This window comes from Caballeronia sp. LjRoot34 (genome assembly GCF_964253815.1).
Taxonomy (GTDB): domain Bacteria; phylum Pseudomonadota; class Gammaproteobacteria; order Burkholderiales; family Burkholderiaceae; genus Caballeronia.
On sequence record NZ_CAXUSB020000003.1, the window covers coordinates 684985 to 700289 of the forward strand.

Genomic DNA, 15305 nt, shown 5'->3' on the forward strand with positions numbered 1-15305 from the left:
TACTGAGCCACGCGTGGCGTCATTCATAAGGTCTTGACCCAGCCAAGCGCATCATCCGCGAACTTTCGAAGCAGTCGGACAAGCTCGCCGACGTCTTTTTCTTCCCAGCCGGCAAGCAATTCTTCGATGATCTTCTGACGCGCCGCGTCCAGCGCGTCCGTCATGACCCGCCCCTGATCCGTAATGACAGCCGCGCGAACCCGGCCGTCATTCGGGCTTGCACACCGCGAAACAAGTCCGAGGCTTTCCAGCTTCGTGATCTGCCTGCTGACCGTGCTGTAATCGCGCCCCGCGAGTTCCGCCAGCTCGACAATACCAAGCGGCCCCCGCCGCTCGATCCTTGCAAGCAGAGGGAAAAGTGCACGATCCAGATCGACCCCTGCCGCTTCAATAAGGGCAGCGTCCGGTTGCGGCCGATTAAGCACGCCTGTCAGGTCCAATAGTGCTTCCCGCAACTCGCGTATCTCTTTCCCCATCGCGATTCGATTCCTTGTCAATGCCTTTATATGTGTATAATACACATATATTGGATGATCCAATCCCAGATAAAGCGTACGCTCGGATACTTGGAAAAGGAGAGCAGATATGAAAGCAGCACTCGTTAAAGAACTCGGCGCGACGCCGGTTTATGCCGACTTCACCGAGCCGGCTGTCACCGAAGGCATGGCCCGTGTCGCGGTTGTAGCATCCGCGCTGAGTCATGTCACCAAGAGCCGGGCCTCGGGCAAGCACTATAGCGCCTCCGCGACGTTCCCTTTCGTGCCTGGGGTCGACGGCACCGGTGTTCTAGAAGACGGCACGCGTGTCTATTTCGTGCTCCCCGAAGCCCCCTTCGGCGGCATGGCCGACTATTGCATCGTCGAAAAGGCGCGTTGTATTCCCTTGCCGGCGGCGCTTGATGATGTGACTGCGGCGGCAATCGCCATTCCGGGCATGTCGTCATGGGCGGCGTTGGCTGAACGTGCAAAGCTGGTGAAGGGAGAGACCGTACTGATCAATGGTGCAACAGGCGTATCGGGGCTGCTCGCCGTGCAGGTCGCCAAGTATCTGGGCGCAGGCAAGGTCATCGCGACCGGGCGGAACGCGGCAACCCTTCAGTCTCTGAAAGCGCTCGGCGCTGATGAGACGATCAGTCTCATGCAGGACAACGATGCACTCGAAAGCGCGTTCCGGCAGCAGTTTCAGCAGGGTATTGGCGTCGTGCTCGACTACCTTTGGGGACAAAGCGCGGAGCTGTTGCTGGCGGCCGGCGCCAAAGCTTTGCCGGAGGCGATGCCGCTCCGGTTTGTTCAGATCGGGGCCATGAGCGCGGCAACCATCACGCTGCCTGGCGCAGCGCTTCGATCATCGGCCATCGAACTCATGGGCAGCGGTATTGGCAGCATTCCAATGCCGCGCCTCCTTGGTTCGATCCAGCACTTGTTGAACGCCACGGTCCCCGCCGGTTTCAAGATCGCGACGAACGCGGTGCCCTTGTCTCAGGTCGAGGATCACTGGGCCAACGAAAACCAGGCGCGCACCGTATTTACGACCGGGTTTCAACCGTGACGCACGTGAGGCCGGCGTGAAGCGCAGACCACCAACCAAGAGATAGATGCGGCCACCCGATCCAGATCACCGGGAGCCGCTGGCCAGGCAAGACCTGCTTAATGCGCCGCGCCAACACCTGAGTAATGACCATGCCGCTGGTGTGCGTGGCGCCCCATAACAAGGCGATGATCGCCATGCTGGCATGGACTTCGCCGGCGCTGCGCATTCGCGGCGATTTCGCCACTCCCATGTTGCGTCGCGTCTCGGCGCGTATGGCGCCAGAGCCATCTGCGATCTCGTCCATCGTCGTCATCATGCGTGCCCGGTATAACATTTTAAGAAGGTCGGATTATTAGAAAGGATTCCTACTATTTCAGCACCAATCCGCCTGACGTCCGTCCAAAAAACACGTCCCGCCGGTCACGACTTCCCCAATCCTCCAGACATTCGACCCGCGTCGATCATCCACATGCGATCTTCGCGCTCCAATAGAAAGGTGCGTCAGTAAGATCCCGCTCGCACGGTACGGGCACATTAACTGCTGCTCTGTCGGCTTGCCGCCGCCCAACGGAGGTACATTCTTTAAGCAGTTTTACCCCCAAAATTCTGCGCAATCGTATGAACTAATTTCGTCAAAAAATCGGACGAAATGACCGGAGAGTATTGTGATGTCCAAGCATACCGAGTTGCCATCGGAGACCGACAGAACCGATACGGACTTCAGCCTTGACGCCGACCCGGCGTTTGCACAACCGCCCGTAAGATTCGGACGGCTTGCGCTCTGGATTGCCTCGGCAAGCGCGCTGGCAATCGGAATCATGGGTACGGTCGCGTATGGTGTCTGGTTCAATCAGGATCAGCACGCCTACGCCGAAGCCATGGAACACGCGCGGCAGACGCTCTGGATCGTGGAACCGGCGCCAGAAGCGACTCCGTTGGTGCAACCAACGGCCTCATCCGGTTTCGTCGCGTCGCCCCTGGCTCCTTCTCGTCCGGTCACCGTCGCCAGCGCCGATCTGATCGCGCCCGTGTCCGCCACTCAGTTCAATCGCCGCACAGTGCCTTCCGACTCGGCCGCGCCCAAGCTCGCTGTCACCCGCCCTCTTCGAGCGAGTTGCTCTGCAAACGTGGAACACCGCCGTGCGATGTCGCGCGCCAAGTCCAACGGCAACCTGTTCACCCGCATGAGTTCATTTTTTCATCGCGTAAGCTACCGGCAGCATGGCACCGAAAGCCAGCGAGATATCTACGCCCATCCGTGAGCGGCAGCGGGCTTACAAACCTGTCCAACCGATGCGTTTCAGGCCAGGTCCGGCTACGATCGCCTGCGTTTCCTTCCTCTGCCTGCTGATAGGTCTGCTGTTCCTTGCCTTACAAATCCGGACGATCTTCTCGGACCAGCTGAAGCAGGAATACAGCGGGCTCGTTCTCGAAGGCATCGAACGGGCGGAAAGCGCCCGCAACCTGGTCCGCGTCTGGCAACAACAAGCCGACGACAGCATCGCGAGATCGGGACAATCGAAACACCCGGGACACCCGGAACAACCCGACGACTATCGGCGTGCGCGAATTGATCTCGCCGCCCGCATCGCGTCGCTCGCGGCGCTGGTGAACGCGAGCCCGTCGGCGGCACCACGCGTCCCTCAATCCGCCCTGTTGCCCGACGCCAATCTCGACGATACCGACGCGCTGCTCGCCGTGGAATCCGTGTACTGGCGAGCGCAGCGCAACAACGACAGCGCCGACGCACGCACCCGCATAACGCGCGTGGCGAGTACGTTGATCGTGTTGTCGGCATGTGTATTCGGCGCGCTGATCACCGCTTTGGGTATGTATGCAAAGCGCACGCGCCAACTGGCGGGCGAGTCGCACAAGTTCGAGCATGCAGCGCTGCACGACGCAATGACCGGCCTGCCCAACCGGCGGAAATTGTTCGCCACGCTGGCGGAAACAGCAGCGGGCTTATCGAGCTCAGCGGGCAATCCGACGCTCCCCAAAATTGCCGTGATTTATATCGACCTGGACGGGTTCAAGCAGGTCAACGATTCGCTCGGCCATCGCGTCGGCGATGAATTTCTGATTGCCGTTTCAAAGCGCTTTCGCAAGACTGTGCGTCTGGTTGATGTGGTCGCCCGCTTTGGCGGCGACGAGTTCGTTGTGCTGGTCCGCGAGTTTTCGACCAATGCCGAATTAGAAGCGATTGCACAGCGCCTGATCGACTGCGTGCTTCAGACGGACGAGCAGATGGGCATTGGATTTGTCCGCGCCAGCGTCGGCATAGCGAGCTTTCCGAATCCGATCAGGGACTACCATCAGCTCGTTGCCGCCGCCGACGCAACCATGTACCAGGTAAAGCGCAACGGCAAGAACGGCTACGCGTTCGCGACACGGGTGAGCTGAGTAGCATCGCTTGATGCCAACGCTCCGCACTTCGCGCGCGGCATCCCCCGCTTATCGGCAGGAACACGCAGAATCTGAAGGCGCACATTTCCCGATGGCGCTTGTCGCGTGCCCTGCATGAGAATCGCGTAACGAGCGCTATCGACTAGCCTGCCCGTTCTGGCGATCAGCTTGGCTCGCCTGAGTAAAAACCGGCATCGTCCGCTGTTTATTCAAGAAAACTAAACGATACCGGCCAAAGACCCAACCGAGGAAACCCACGCGTGCCGTGTTCGCCGCGACCCAGACCATGCTCAAGAACTTTACGATTCGCCGTGGACTCACGATTACCATCGCCGGTTACACGCTCGCGCTCGTGGCAGTGCTGCTTGCAGCCGCTGCGTGCCTGCGCCAGAGCAACCAGGCGCTGGAACAGATGGTCGCCACCGATACCGTCGCCATCACGCATCTCAAGACGAGTTCGCAACGGCTGCTGCAAGTGCGTCTTGCGCTCGGCAGCTTCGAGACGCTGTTCATGCTCGGCAAGGCTGGCGACGACTTGCTGCCCAACGCGCGCAAGACGCTGAAAGCAAGCGATACCGAGTTCGACGCGTACCTCGCCAAGCCGCGCGACCGCCAGGAAGAGCCGCTGGTGCAAGCCGCCAGGACCGCCCGCGACGCGTTGATCGCGAAGGCGCTCAACCTCGAATTCGATGCCCTCGCGCAGAACGACTTCACGACGTTCCGCACGCTCCAGGTGCAGACGGCGGACGGTTTATACGCTACCTACGATCACGCGATGTCCGCGCTGGAAGCATTCCAGATCGCGCATCAGCAAGACCGTTATGCGCAGGCACAGGCTCAGTTCCACATGATGGCGACCGCAGCCGTGATTGTCGCGGCGTTGGCGCTGGTGCTGGGGTTCATCGCGCGAGCTGCGTTGAGCGCAGCGGTGATGAAGCCGATTGAGTCGGCAATTCACCACTTCGAACAGATTGCCGCGGGCGATCTGACGGCGAGTATCGATGCCTCGCGCGACAACGAAATGGGCCGCTTGTTTGCGGCGCTCGGCAAGATGCAGCAGGGGCTTGTAGGGACGGTGCAACAGGTGCGCGGCGGCACGGGCGCGATCTCGCACGGCGCGCGTGAGATTGCGGCGGGCAATATCGATTTGTCGCAACGCACGGAAGAACAGGCGGCATCGTTGCAGCAAACGGCATCGAGCATGGAGCAGTTGACAGCCACCGTCCGCCAGAACGCCGACAACGCGCGGCAAGCGAGCGAACTGGCCGTCGATGCATCGGCAACAGCGGTGCGTGGCGGCACCGTCGTGGGCAAAGTCGTTCATACGATGGACGACATCGCGACGAGTTCGACGCGGATTGCGGACATCATCGGGGTGATCGAAGGGATTGCGTTCCAGACGAATATTCTCGCGCTCAACGCGGCGGTGGAAGCTGCGCGCGCGGGTGAACAAGGGCGCGGTTTTGCGGTGGTCGCGGCCGAAGTGCGCAACCTCGCGCAACGCAGCGCCGGAGCCGCGAAAGAGATCAAGGAGTTGATCAATGCATCGGCGGACAAGGTGCAGGCCGGCAACGTGCTGGCGGGACAAGCCGGCCAGACCATGAGCGAAGTGGTCGCGGCGGTGAAGCGGGTGTCGGACATCATCAGCGAGATCAGCGCGGCATCGAATGAGCAGACCGGCGGCATTGAACAGATCAACCGCGCGGTCGCGCAGATGGACGAGGTGACACAGCAAAATGCGGCGCTGGTGGAGGAAGCGGCTGCGGCTGCGGCGTCGCTTGAGCAGCAAGCGGAAAAGCTGGATGTCGCGGTGGCGGTGTTTCGGGTTTAGGGAGTTTCACCTGCTACCTCAGCCACCGCAAACACCGTGCGGTAATAAGCACGCCCTTGCGCCAGGTGCGATTCAAAAGCGAATCCGCGGCTCAACATGTCGTTCATATCGACGCGGGTGATTTTCATCACGTAGCTGTGCTCAGTTGTGACCAACCGGCAACTCCCCGAAGTCTCCGATGCGCTGAACCACTTGCCCGCATCGGCATGACCCGCCGGGTAGGTGTGGCTGTCACGTTCCACGTGCCAGCGGCCATCGAGCAGGATCCAGAAGTCATCGCTCTTATCCGCCACTGAACAATCCGCGACCACCGTGCCCGCCTCCGCTTCCCACTCGCGCGAGTGATCGATGGTCCAGCGCAACTGTTCAGTATTGAGCCCCGTAAAAAACGGCGTCTTCCTGAGCAGATACAAATACGTCGTCGATGCTTTCATGGTCTTGCCCTCCGGTTCCGCGTGGCCCTGCTGACCGCACGCAGCGGTCAGCATAAGAAGCCCAAGCCAGGCGCCGCGAACAATACGGCCGGCCCTTGTCACCCTGATCATCGTGACGCCTTCGCCTCAAGCAGATCGCCCATGCCGATGCGCTTCGCGAATTCAATCCGCACCCGCTCGGACACCTCCAGCACCTGCGCCGCGCCGTCGCCGACAAAATCGATCACCGAGCGCATCGGCCGCGTGCCTTTCGTAAGCCCGACAATGCGCACGACTTCATCCGCGACCGCACGGGGATCGGCGTCGGGCGGTGTCAGAGAAGTCAAGCGCTCGCCGATCTGATCCATCACGCCGTCGTATCGGGCGTAGGCTGCGGCCGTGGCCGTGTCCGCTGGTTTGCCTGCGCTCGGGAAGTGGTCGGTGCCGCTGGTGAATGCGCCCGGCACGACAATCGATGTCTCCACGCCAAAGCGTGCAAGTTCATAAGCTAATGTGACCGCGAGCGAATCCATGGCTGCCTTGGCCGCGCCATAAGGGCCCATGAACGGCGGGAAACCACCCTTGGTCGTCGTGCTGCTGATCCACAGCACCAGCCCGGATTCCTGCTTGCGCATATAAGGCAGCACCGCACGGTTGACGCGCTGCGCGCCGAACAGATTGGTGTCGAACACCTTCATCATTTCTTCCGGCGTGAACGCTTCCGACGGGCCGACCACCAGATGCCCCGCGTTCTGCATCACCACGTCAATCCTGCCCTGCTCGTGGACGATGGCCGCGGCGGCGGCATCGGCGGAATCCTGCGAGAGGACATCGAGTTCCAGCGGAATCAACGTGATCCCCTTTTCCGCCGATACGGCACGCAGTTCATCGGCACGACCGCGATTGCGGCCCTCCACATCGCGCATGGTCGCGTACACAACGTGCCCCGCTTCGGCCAGCGCCAACGCGCTCAACTTGCCGATACCCGTGCCTGCGCCCGTTACCAAAATGACTGATTTCATGATGATTCTCCAAAACGTTTAGCTAAGCTAATGTTCTCAGTTTATTAAGCAATACCGCCATTGGCACGCAGGATCTGTCCGTTGACCCAGCCAGCATCCGGACCGGCAAGGAATGAAACGACCGACGCGATGTCTTCGGGCTGCCCAAGGCGTTGCAGCGGCGGCATCTTGGCGAAGGTCTGGATCTGTTCGTCGGTCTTGCCATCGAGGAAAAGCGACGTCGCGATCGGGCCCGGCGCCACGGCGTTCACCGTGATGTTGCGGCCGCGCAATTCCTTCGCGAACACATGCGTGAACGCTTCAACGGCCGCTTTCGTCGCGTTGTAGACGGCGTAGCCGGGCATGTTCAGGGCGAGCGTCGTGCTCGAAAAATTGATGATGCGGCCGCCGTCGTTCATCCGCGCCGCCGCTTCGCGCAGCGTGTTGAAGGTGCCGCGAACGTTGATGCCGAAGGTCTGCTCGTAAAGCGCGTCGGAGGTTTCGGCCAGCGGGACCGTCTTCAGCACGCCGGCGTTGTTCACCAGTACATCGACCTTGCCGAGTTGCTGCTCGGTCGTGTCGAACATGGCGCGGACTTCGTCGGCGTTCGCTACGTCGGCCTTGATCGCGATCGCTTTCGTGCCCTGCGTGGCGAGTTCCGCGACGAGCGCGTCAGCTTCTTTCGAACTCGATGCGTAGTTGACGACTACTGCAAAACCGTCGTTGGCGAGACGCCGCGCCACTGCTGCGCCAATACCGCGCGATGCGCCCGTGACAATGGCTACCTGGCTGTTCTTGACTGTGCTCATGATTCGCTCCTTTGGGTGGGTGGTGAGTGCGTGGAATGAAGTATCGATCATTCACATTGATTGATAATTACTTTGAATTTGGTAATATCGTTCCATTTACTTCAACAATCGACGCTCGCGAGTCGCCCATGGATCGATTTCAGGAAATGCAGGTGTTTATTCGTATCGCGGAGCGGAGCAGCTTTACGCAGGCCGCCGACGACCTGCAGATACCGCGCGCCACCGTCACCAACCTGCTCAAGCGCATGGAGGAACGGCTTGGGACGCGGCTGCTTGAGCGCACGACGCGCACGGTGCGACTCACGCACGACGGCGAGGCGTTCTACCGGCGCTGCGTGCGGCTGGTCGCGGACATGGAGGAAGCAGAGGGATCGTTCCGCAATGTCGCGCCGAAGGGTCTGCTGCGCGTGAATTTGCAGGGGACGCTTGCGCGGCATTTCGTGGTGCCGGCGCTGCCTGATTTCATCGCGCAGTATCCGGATATCGAATTGCAGATTGGCGAGGACGACCGGCTGGTGGATCTGGTGCGCGAGGGTATCGACTGCGTGCTGCGCGCCGGAACGCTCCAGGATTCGTCGATGGTCGGACGCCGCGTCGCGCTGATGGAGCAGGTGACGGTGGCGAGTCCCGCTTATCTCCAGCAGTTCGGGGAGCCGGAGACGCTTGAGGCGCTGGGCGCGCATCGGGCGGTTAACTATCTGTCGAGTGGATCGGGGCGGGTGTTGCCCATGGAATTTTCCGTCGATGGCCACGTGATCGAGATTCAGCTTGCCGCGGTGGTGTCGGTCACCGGCGCGGATTTATACACGGGGTCAGCAGTCGCGGGATTGGGACTGGTCCAAGTGCCGCGGTATCGGGTGATGGGGGAATTATCGGCGGGGACGTTGAAAGTCGTGCTTGATGCGTTTCCGCCGCCCCCTATGCCCGTTTCGGTTTTGTATCCGCAGAACCGGCAGTTATCGGCGAGAGTCCGGGTGTTTGCGCAATGGGTCCGGGAGATTTTTGAAGCGGCGGGTTGAAGGGGTTGATTGGATTCGAACGATCGCGCAAGCGCACCTCTTCCATGGGATGTAGACCGCCGGACGCGCGGTGGCCACGTTGAGCTGCTATTCCACGTAGAAATCCGACAGCGCGGTATGCGGGGGTATGCAGCACGAACGGCTTCAGCACGCTCGGCATGCGCGCCGCCGCCAATTCCAGCAACGCCACCGCCTGTCGCCATGACCTGTCGTAGCGGTCGCGCTCGGTCCTCACCGACGCTATCGGACATATTGGTACATTCGATTGAGAGTTGTCATCGCAAACTGGTATCGTAACTATCCGCCAAAAAGACGAACGGAGTCCGTATGAGCACGCCAATCGACACCCCCACACCTGAAGCCGCCAAATGCCCGTTCCACGGCGCCCCGAAGCAGGCCGCCGGCGGCGGCACCGGAAACCGCGACTGGTGGCCCACCCAGCTGCGCGTGGATCTGCTGAATCAGCATTCCAACCGCTCCACCCCCCTGGGCGAACGCTTCAACTATCGCGAAGAGTTCAAGAAACTCGACTACACCGCACTCAAGGCTGACCTCAAGACGGTGCTGAAAGATTCGCAGGAATGGTGGCCGGCCGACTGGGGCAGCTACGCGGGCCTGTTCATCCGCATGGCCTGGCATAGCGCCGGCACCTATCGGATGGTCGATGGCCGTGGCGGTGCGGGTCGCGGGCAGCAACGCTTCGCTCCGCTCAACTCCTGGCCGGACAACGTCAGCCTCGACAAGGCGCGCCGCCTGCTCTGGCCGATCAAGCAAAAGTATGGGCAGAAGATATCCTGGGCCGATCTGATCGTGCTGGCCGGCAACGTGGCGCTGGAGAACGCGAGCTTCCGCACATTCGGTTTCGGCGCCGGCCGCGAGGACGTGTGGGAACCGGACCTCGACGTGAACTGGGGCGATGAAAAGACCTGGCTGGTCCACCGTAACCCCGAAACCCTGGCGCAGAACCCGCTGTCCGCCACCGAGATGGGCCTGATCTACGTCAATCCCGAAGGCCCGAACGCCAGTGGCGATCCGGTGACGGCTGCGCCCGCCATCCGTGCAACGTTCGGCAACATGGCGATGAACGATGAGGAAATCGTCGCGCTGATCGCCGGCGGCCACACACTTGGCAAAACCCACGGTGCCGGTTCGGCTGAGCAGGTGGGCGACAACCCGGAAGCCGCGTCGCTCGAAGCACAAGGTCTCGGCTGGGCCAGCAGTTACGGCAAGGGTGCCGGCGCGGATGCGATCACGTCGGGCCTCGAAGTGATCTGGACCCAGACGCCGACCCAGTGGAGCAACCACTTTTTCGAGAACCTGTTCAAGTACGAATGGGTGCAGACGCACAGCCCCGCCGGCGCTATCCAGTTCGAGGCCAAGGACGCGCCGGACATCATCCCCGATCCGTTCGACCCGTCGAAAAAGCGCAAGCCGACGATGCTGGTCACCGACCTGACGCTGCGCTACGACCCGGAATTCGAGAAGATTTCGCGCCGCTTCCTCAACGATCCGCAAGCCTTCAATGAAGCGTTCGCGCGCGCGTGGTTCAAGCTGACCCACCGCGACATGGGTCCGAAGGCGCGCTACCTCGGCCCGGAAGTGCCGAAAGAAGACCTGATCTGGCAAGACCCGCTGCCGGCACCCGTTCACAACCCGAGCGCCGCCGACATCGCCGACCTGAAGGCAAAGCTCGCCGAGTCTGGCCTGTCGGTCAGCGAGCTGGTCTCGGTCGCGTGGGCCTCGGCTTCGACCTTCCGCGGCGGCGACAAGCGCGGCGGGGCCAACGGAGCGCGGCTCGCGCTGGCGCCACAGAAGGACTGGGAAGTCAACAAGATCGCCGCCGGCGTGCTACCGAAGCTGCAGGCCATCCAGCAGGCGTCCGGCAAGGCGTCGCTGGCCGACGTGATCGTGCTGGCGGGCGTAGTCGGCATCGAGCAGGCAGTCGCTGCGGCGGGCGTCAAGATCGACGTGCCGTTCGCGGCGGGCCGGGTCGATGCGCGCCAGGACCAGACCGATGTCGAATCGGTGGCCGTGCTCGAACCGATCGCCGATGGCTTGCGCAACTACCGCCGCTTGCAGGGCGGTCCCACGACCGAGACGCTGTTGATCGACAAGGCCCAGCAGTTGACGCTGACCGCGCCGGAACTGACCGTGTTGGTCGGTGGACTGCGTGTGCTTGGAGCCAACTTCGACGGCAGCCGTCACGGCGTGTTCACCGAGCGCGTCGGCGTGCTCAGCAACGACTTCTTCGTCAACCTGCTGGACATGGGTACCGCATGGAAGGCTGTCGATGCCGCCGCCGAGTTGTTCGAGGGACGTGACCGCAAGAGTGGCGAAGTGAAGTACACCGGCACCCGCGTCGACCTGGTGTTCGGCTCCAACGCCGTGCTGCGCGCGCTGGCCGAGGTCTATGCGAGCAGCGATGCGAAGCAGAAGTTCGTCGAGGATTTCGTCGCGGCCTGGACAAAGGTGATGAATCTGGATCGCTTTGATCTGGCCTGAGTCCTGGCTTGTGTTCGGCCCTGGCGAGCCGTTCGCCAGGGCCGGATAGATCCCGGTGGTATCTGATCTATCGTGTCTACCTGTCCGCTACTGAATGGCGGGACTAACTCGAAGAGCGGCCGTCGAATGCGGCGCCGCGTGGGCGCACACGCCGTGGGGCCAGTACCAGTACTTACGCAACCGGGCTATGTTTGCGGGCACTCGGTCTCGTACCAGATATCGACCTGATGCTGCGCGGCCTCAAGATCGGCTGGGTAGTAAGGATCAAAAAACCATCCCGGATGGTAGCCCGCTTTTTCCAAGGCCGCCAGTTCACTCATATTGCGCTCGTGCGTAACGGGCGCCTTGTTCTTGATCTCGGTCAGATCGCGGCATTCCGCGGCGCTAAGGTGTGTCCCCGTGCCTGCCTGCATGCCCCCTGTGGCACATGCAGCGAGCAGGAGCACCAACGCGGGAAGCATCGGCCAAGCCCTGTTTGCGTTCGTCATTTTGCGTTTCCCTCCAATGAAGCAACGCTTATCACGCATGGTTTATTCCCGGCCGCAGGCTGGGGTGTCGAGCCGAGGCGCTTCCCACCCCTCCGCCTTCGCGAGCCTGTGATTGCAGGCAAGGGTCGACGACCGGCCAGTTGCGGCCTTCGACAGCGCCCCTAAATTGCCGACAATATAGCCCACGATCGCATCTTGCAGCGCGTGAAGCTACTGCGCCGTGGTCAATACGATGACGTGCCCGGCGAGGTCAGTCACTGATTGGCAGTCCGGCGACTAACGCGATTCCATTCGCTGCCTGCTTAGCTCGACGAACCGGCCTTTACTTCACATCGACTATCGGCGGGTCATCGGCCTTTGCCACCGTTCACGTGCCCGAATCTGCGCCGCTGCGAATGTCGGTTGACGAGAAAATCGAATGAGTCTCGCCGATCCGCGTCGGACCTTCGATGCGGCGCGAAGACAACGGCAACTTTCAAGTTGCACGACCATTCGCTCGACCGCTACCTCAAGGTCCCGGCGCCTTACCGGTGTGCCCGCTATCGCCTTCGCGCCCCGTGGCGGGCGGCGTTTCAGCCCCGGTTCGTTCGCCGACGTGGAGCAACGCGGGTGCAAAGAAGCAGCCCACGACTGCGGACAGGATGATGAAAATCGAGGCTGCATCAACCAGCAGTCCGAAACGAATAAAAATAAAGAAGCAGCATAAAAGATTCAGCAGATGCAGCAAGACGCCCAGAATGGCGGAACCCTTGGGGACCGTTCTTATGAACACCGCAAACCGCGATTGCGTGCGGGGCGCGTACCAGATGATCAGTAAACCGAACGCCATGATGAAAGCGCTTTCTGCCCATTTCAGCCAGGCGGGCCGGCGCAGGAAACGTCCCTCGACAATAGTCTCTATCACCTGCGCTTGAATCTCGATACCCGGCACCAGTTCCCCCAACGCGGTCGTGCGCATGTCAGTCACGCCGGTGCCGGTCAGTCCGACCAGCACCAGTTTGTTCCGGAACCGTTCCGGATCGACTGTTCCCTGCAGGACGTCGCGTGCCGACACATAGCGATTCAGCGTCGACCGAATGGACGCGAAATGCAACCAGATGTCACCGCCCGGCTGCGTAGGCGCCTGCACATCCGCGACACCCACCGCCTGCACGCCCGACGTGTCGGCATAGACGTCGATTGCCGATGAACCCGTGGCGAGGCGGAGCATTTCCATCGGCAGACTGGGGACCAGTTTCTCCCCCAAGCCCATGATGAGGGGAATATGCCGGACGACGCCTTGTTCCAGCGCCACGCTCAGCATCGCCTGTCCGTGAGCCGCCGCCTGCAATTCCGGCAGGCTGGCGAGCACATAGTCGAACCGTTGCACGCGGCCCAGCGGGTCGGTGCCATGCACGAGAATGGGAGCGCTTCGCAGATCGGTGCTGGCGGCGAAGGTGGGATGATCGAGTGCCGCAGCACCCAGTATGGTCGGCGCCGCGCGCAACGAACTGGCGAGAATGGCTTCGTGACTGGGAAGCGCCCGCAAGCCGGCGGCGAGAGCCGCAGCCGTTTTCGGCAGATTGCCGGCCACCTTGTCGGGAGAGGTCTGATCCGGCTCCGGCATGTAGATGTCGAGACCGATAGCCAGTGGTTTCAGTGCCGCAATGGCATCGATCAGGCTCGCGAGCCGATTCCGCGGCCAGGGCCATTGACCGACGGTTGCCAGCGTCTCATCGTCAATCTCGACAATGGTCACGGGCTGAGCAGCCGGAATTCGCGGGAACCGACGTTGATACTGGTCGAACAGGAGTTGCCGGGCCGTTTTAAAGGAATCAGGAAGCGCCTCGTCAAGCGCGGCCACGAAGGCCGGACGTGCTATGTCGCCAGGCCATTCGCTGGACAGGTTGACGAGGCTCAGGCCGAACAACATCGCCAGTGCAACCGGACGCCCCTGGGCCGCCTTAAGCAGATTCCTGATCCTGGCTAGCCATAGGTCGTAGTAGCGTTTCATCAGGGGAAAGGCCGTTCACCGTCGATGACTGACGCGGATCATTGGATGGTAATGACGACGCGCCGGTTCATGTGGTTGGGAACGCCATCTGCGGTGTGGACCAGTGGCTCGCGCTTGCCCCGGGCAGCGGTCTCTATCTGTTGGGCGGGAATGCCTTGCTTGCTCAGGAACGCTGCAACAGTCTGCGCTCGCCGCCTGGACAGGTTGTCGTCGAATTCCTGCGAGCCCGCCAGATCTGTGTGACCGACTACCACGAGCTGTGGCGCAGGCCAGGTAGCCAGGACCGCTTTTAGCTGTTTAACCGTGGCGAACGACTCCGGAGCCAGGTCGGTGGCAGAGTCGAAGAGAAAGAAAATCGTAAATGTCATGGGCCGCGGAGGCCGGGCCGCCAGTAGCTCGGCATATCGTGTCTCCACCACGGATTGGCTATCCATCGTTTTTTCGATGGCGCCGCCCTGGGTGACATCGACCCCGGCGTAAGCCTTGTTGATTGTTTGCTCTCCCGTGGCGCTGTGGACAATGACTGCTCCGACCTTGCCCTCCGGATCTGGCAATAAAATAATCTTGTCCGGCGGCGTGCTGCATCCGGACAGGAAAGCCAGCGTGACGAATGCCGCAGCAACTGCCTGCCCGTGACGCCGGATGACGGCCTTCACCGGGCACGCTCCCCGTTCCCGCCAACCTCGATGATAAATGCAGTGCCGCGTACGCCCAGCGTGGTCGTTGGCGTGCTGAAACGGACGGCATCCGGATTCGCCTTTGCCAGCTTTCCGGAAATCACTGAAAGGGAGCCGCGTTTGATCGTGGCGTCGAGCACCCCTTCATGGGTCGTGGTATTGAAGGCGAATTTGTTGAGGTCGAGGATGGAATTGGCGCCGGCCGAGAGCTGGGTATCGTCACGCAGCGTGATACCCACTGAGGATTCCGGGCCGGTCACTATCCGATCGCTACCGTAAACCTCGCTGCCGATGGACGCGCCCGAACTTGCTCCCGCCCGCTCGATCTGCACCGTGCCCTTGAGGGTCTTGACGACGCCGGCAGCATCGGCGGCAAGTGCATCGGTGACAGCCATGAACCCGCAGGCAAGAATCAAGGCATATTTGATGGCTTGGAGACGCATCGGTGGCACCTGATTGCTTGAACGTGCTTGAACGTACCTATGCGCTGCTTTGCGCGAGGCAGCGTGGCTCCCCCATGTCGACCCGGTGTGGCGGGGGATCATTTCCCCGGCTGCTCGTAAAGTTGGGGCTTATGAAGGACCTGCAGAAATACTGCTCGTGGAAATCAGGTGAAGACTTTGTGCGGTATCGAACAGA

At 61.5% G+C, this 15305-nt stretch carries 15 protein-coding genes; 6 read left to right on the forward strand and 9 right to left on the reverse strand.

The features are described from left to right. Positions 1 to 23: 23 nt before the first annotated feature. Positions 24 to 476: a MarR family winged helix-turn-helix transcriptional regulator gene (locus ACSQ36_RS34100; RefSeq protein ID WP_436185470.1), complete on the reverse strand. Its 453-nt coding sequence runs from the start codon at positions 474 to 476 to the stop codon at positions 24 to 26. Between the two features lie 109 nt (positions 477 to 585). Here ACSQ36_RS34100 and ACSQ36_RS34105 point away from each other — a divergent pair, with 109 nt between their 5' ends. Beyond that, positions 586 to 1548, forward strand: a complete 963-nt coding sequence (locus ACSQ36_RS34105) for a quinone oxidoreductase family protein (protein ID WP_436185471.1) — start codon at positions 586 to 588, stop codon at positions 1546 to 1548. On the opposite strand, the gene ACSQ36_RS34110 is transcribed toward ACSQ36_RS34105, so the two are convergent. Further along, a complete protein-coding gene (locus ACSQ36_RS34110; RefSeq protein WP_436185472.1) occupies positions 1526 to 1846 on the reverse strand; it encodes a hypothetical protein in 321 nt (106 codons plus the stop codon). The two genes, ACSQ36_RS34105 and ACSQ36_RS34110, sit on opposite strands and share 23 nt — an antisense overlap. 352 nt (positions 1847 to 2198) lie before the next feature. Here ACSQ36_RS34110 and ACSQ36_RS34115 point away from each other — a divergent pair, with 352 nt between their 5' ends. The 3 genes from ACSQ36_RS34115 (at position 2199) to ACSQ36_RS34125 (ending at position 5764) form a co-directional block, all read left to right on the forward strand. After that, positions 2199 to 2792 carry a hypothetical protein gene (locus ACSQ36_RS34115; RefSeq protein WP_255631430.1) on the forward strand — a complete coding sequence of 198 codons (594 nt, stop codon included), beginning with the start codon at positions 2199 to 2201 and terminating at the stop codon, positions 2790 to 2792. Further along, positions 2752 to 3930 (forward strand): diguanylate cyclase, encoded by a 1179-nt coding sequence (locus tag ACSQ36_RS34120; protein ID WP_436185473.1) that lies wholly within the window; start codon positions 2752 to 2754, stop codon positions 3928 to 3930. Before ACSQ36_RS34115 ends, ACSQ36_RS34120 begins: the two co-directional genes overlap by 41 nt. Before the next feature lie 289 nt (positions 3931 to 4219). Further along, complete coding sequence (locus ACSQ36_RS34125; RefSeq protein ID WP_213765294.1) at positions 4220 to 5764, forward strand: methyl-accepting chemotaxis protein; 1545 nt, start codon at positions 4220 to 4222, stop codon at positions 5762 to 5764. On the opposite strand, the gene ACSQ36_RS34130 is transcribed toward ACSQ36_RS34125, so the two are convergent. The 3 genes from ACSQ36_RS34130 to ACSQ36_RS34140 all read right to left on the reverse strand — a co-directional run bounded on the left by ACSQ36_RS34130 (position 5761) and on the right by ACSQ36_RS34140 (position 7987). Further along, the gene (locus tag ACSQ36_RS34130) at positions 5761 to 6198 is read right to left on the reverse strand and encodes a hypothetical protein (RefSeq protein ID WP_436185474.1); all 438 of its coding nucleotides are present in this window, start codon (positions 6196 to 6198) and stop codon (positions 5761 to 5763) included. The two genes, ACSQ36_RS34125 and ACSQ36_RS34130, sit on opposite strands and share 4 nt — an antisense overlap. A gap of 107 nt (positions 6199 to 6305) precedes the next feature. After that, positions 6306 to 7199 (reverse strand): SDR family oxidoreductase, encoded by an 894-nt coding sequence (locus ACSQ36_RS34135; RefSeq protein ID WP_436185475.1) that lies wholly within the window; start codon positions 7197 to 7199, stop codon positions 6306 to 6308. Between the two features lie 44 nt (positions 7200 to 7243). Then, a complete protein-coding gene (locus ACSQ36_RS34140) occupies positions 7244 to 7987 on the reverse strand; it encodes an SDR family oxidoreductase (protein WP_436185476.1) in 744 nt (247 codons plus the stop codon). Between the two features lie 128 nt (positions 7988 to 8115). Between ACSQ36_RS34140 and ACSQ36_RS34145 the strand changes: the two genes are divergently transcribed. Together ACSQ36_RS34145 and katG are read left to right on the forward strand one after the other, a co-directional pair. Beyond that, positions 8116 to 9006 carry a LysR family transcriptional regulator gene (locus tag ACSQ36_RS34145; protein WP_436185477.1) on the forward strand — a complete coding sequence of 297 codons (891 nt, stop codon included), beginning with the start codon at positions 8116 to 8118 and terminating at the stop codon, positions 9004 to 9006. A gap of 327 nt (positions 9007 to 9333) precedes the next feature. Next, entirely contained in the window at positions 9334 to 11508 is a 2175-nt protein-coding gene (gene katG, locus ACSQ36_RS34150; RefSeq protein WP_436185478.1) for a catalase/peroxidase HPI, read from the forward strand. Positions 11509 to 11693: 185 nt separating this feature from the next. Here the strand turns inward: katG and ACSQ36_RS34155 are convergent, their stop codons facing one another. The 4 genes from ACSQ36_RS34155 to ACSQ36_RS34170 all read right to left on the reverse strand — a co-directional run bounded on the left by ACSQ36_RS34155 (position 11694) and on the right by ACSQ36_RS34170 (position 15109). Then, positions 11694 to 11996 carry a DUF4148 domain-containing protein gene (locus ACSQ36_RS34155; RefSeq protein ID WP_436185479.1) on the reverse strand — a complete coding sequence of 101 codons (303 nt, stop codon included), beginning with the start codon at positions 11994 to 11996 and terminating at the stop codon, positions 11694 to 11696. 508 nt (positions 11997 to 12504) lie between these two features. Beyond that, positions 12505 to 13989 (reverse strand): CHASE2 domain-containing protein, encoded by a 1485-nt coding sequence (locus ACSQ36_RS34160; RefSeq protein ID WP_436185480.1) that lies wholly within the window; start codon positions 13987 to 13989, stop codon positions 12505 to 12507. Positions 13990 to 14027: 38 nt separating this feature from the next. Beyond that, positions 14028 to 14645 (reverse strand): OmpA family protein, encoded by a 618-nt coding sequence (locus ACSQ36_RS34165; protein WP_436185481.1) that lies wholly within the window; start codon positions 14643 to 14645, stop codon positions 14028 to 14030. Beyond that, positions 14642 to 15109, reverse strand: coding sequence for a FecR family protein (locus ACSQ36_RS34170; protein WP_436185482.1), 468 nt, complete (start codon positions 15107 to 15109; stop codon positions 14642 to 14644). The genes ACSQ36_RS34165 and ACSQ36_RS34170 overlap by 4 nt, the downstream gene beginning before the upstream one ends. Positions 15110 to 15305: the final 196 nt, after the last annotated feature.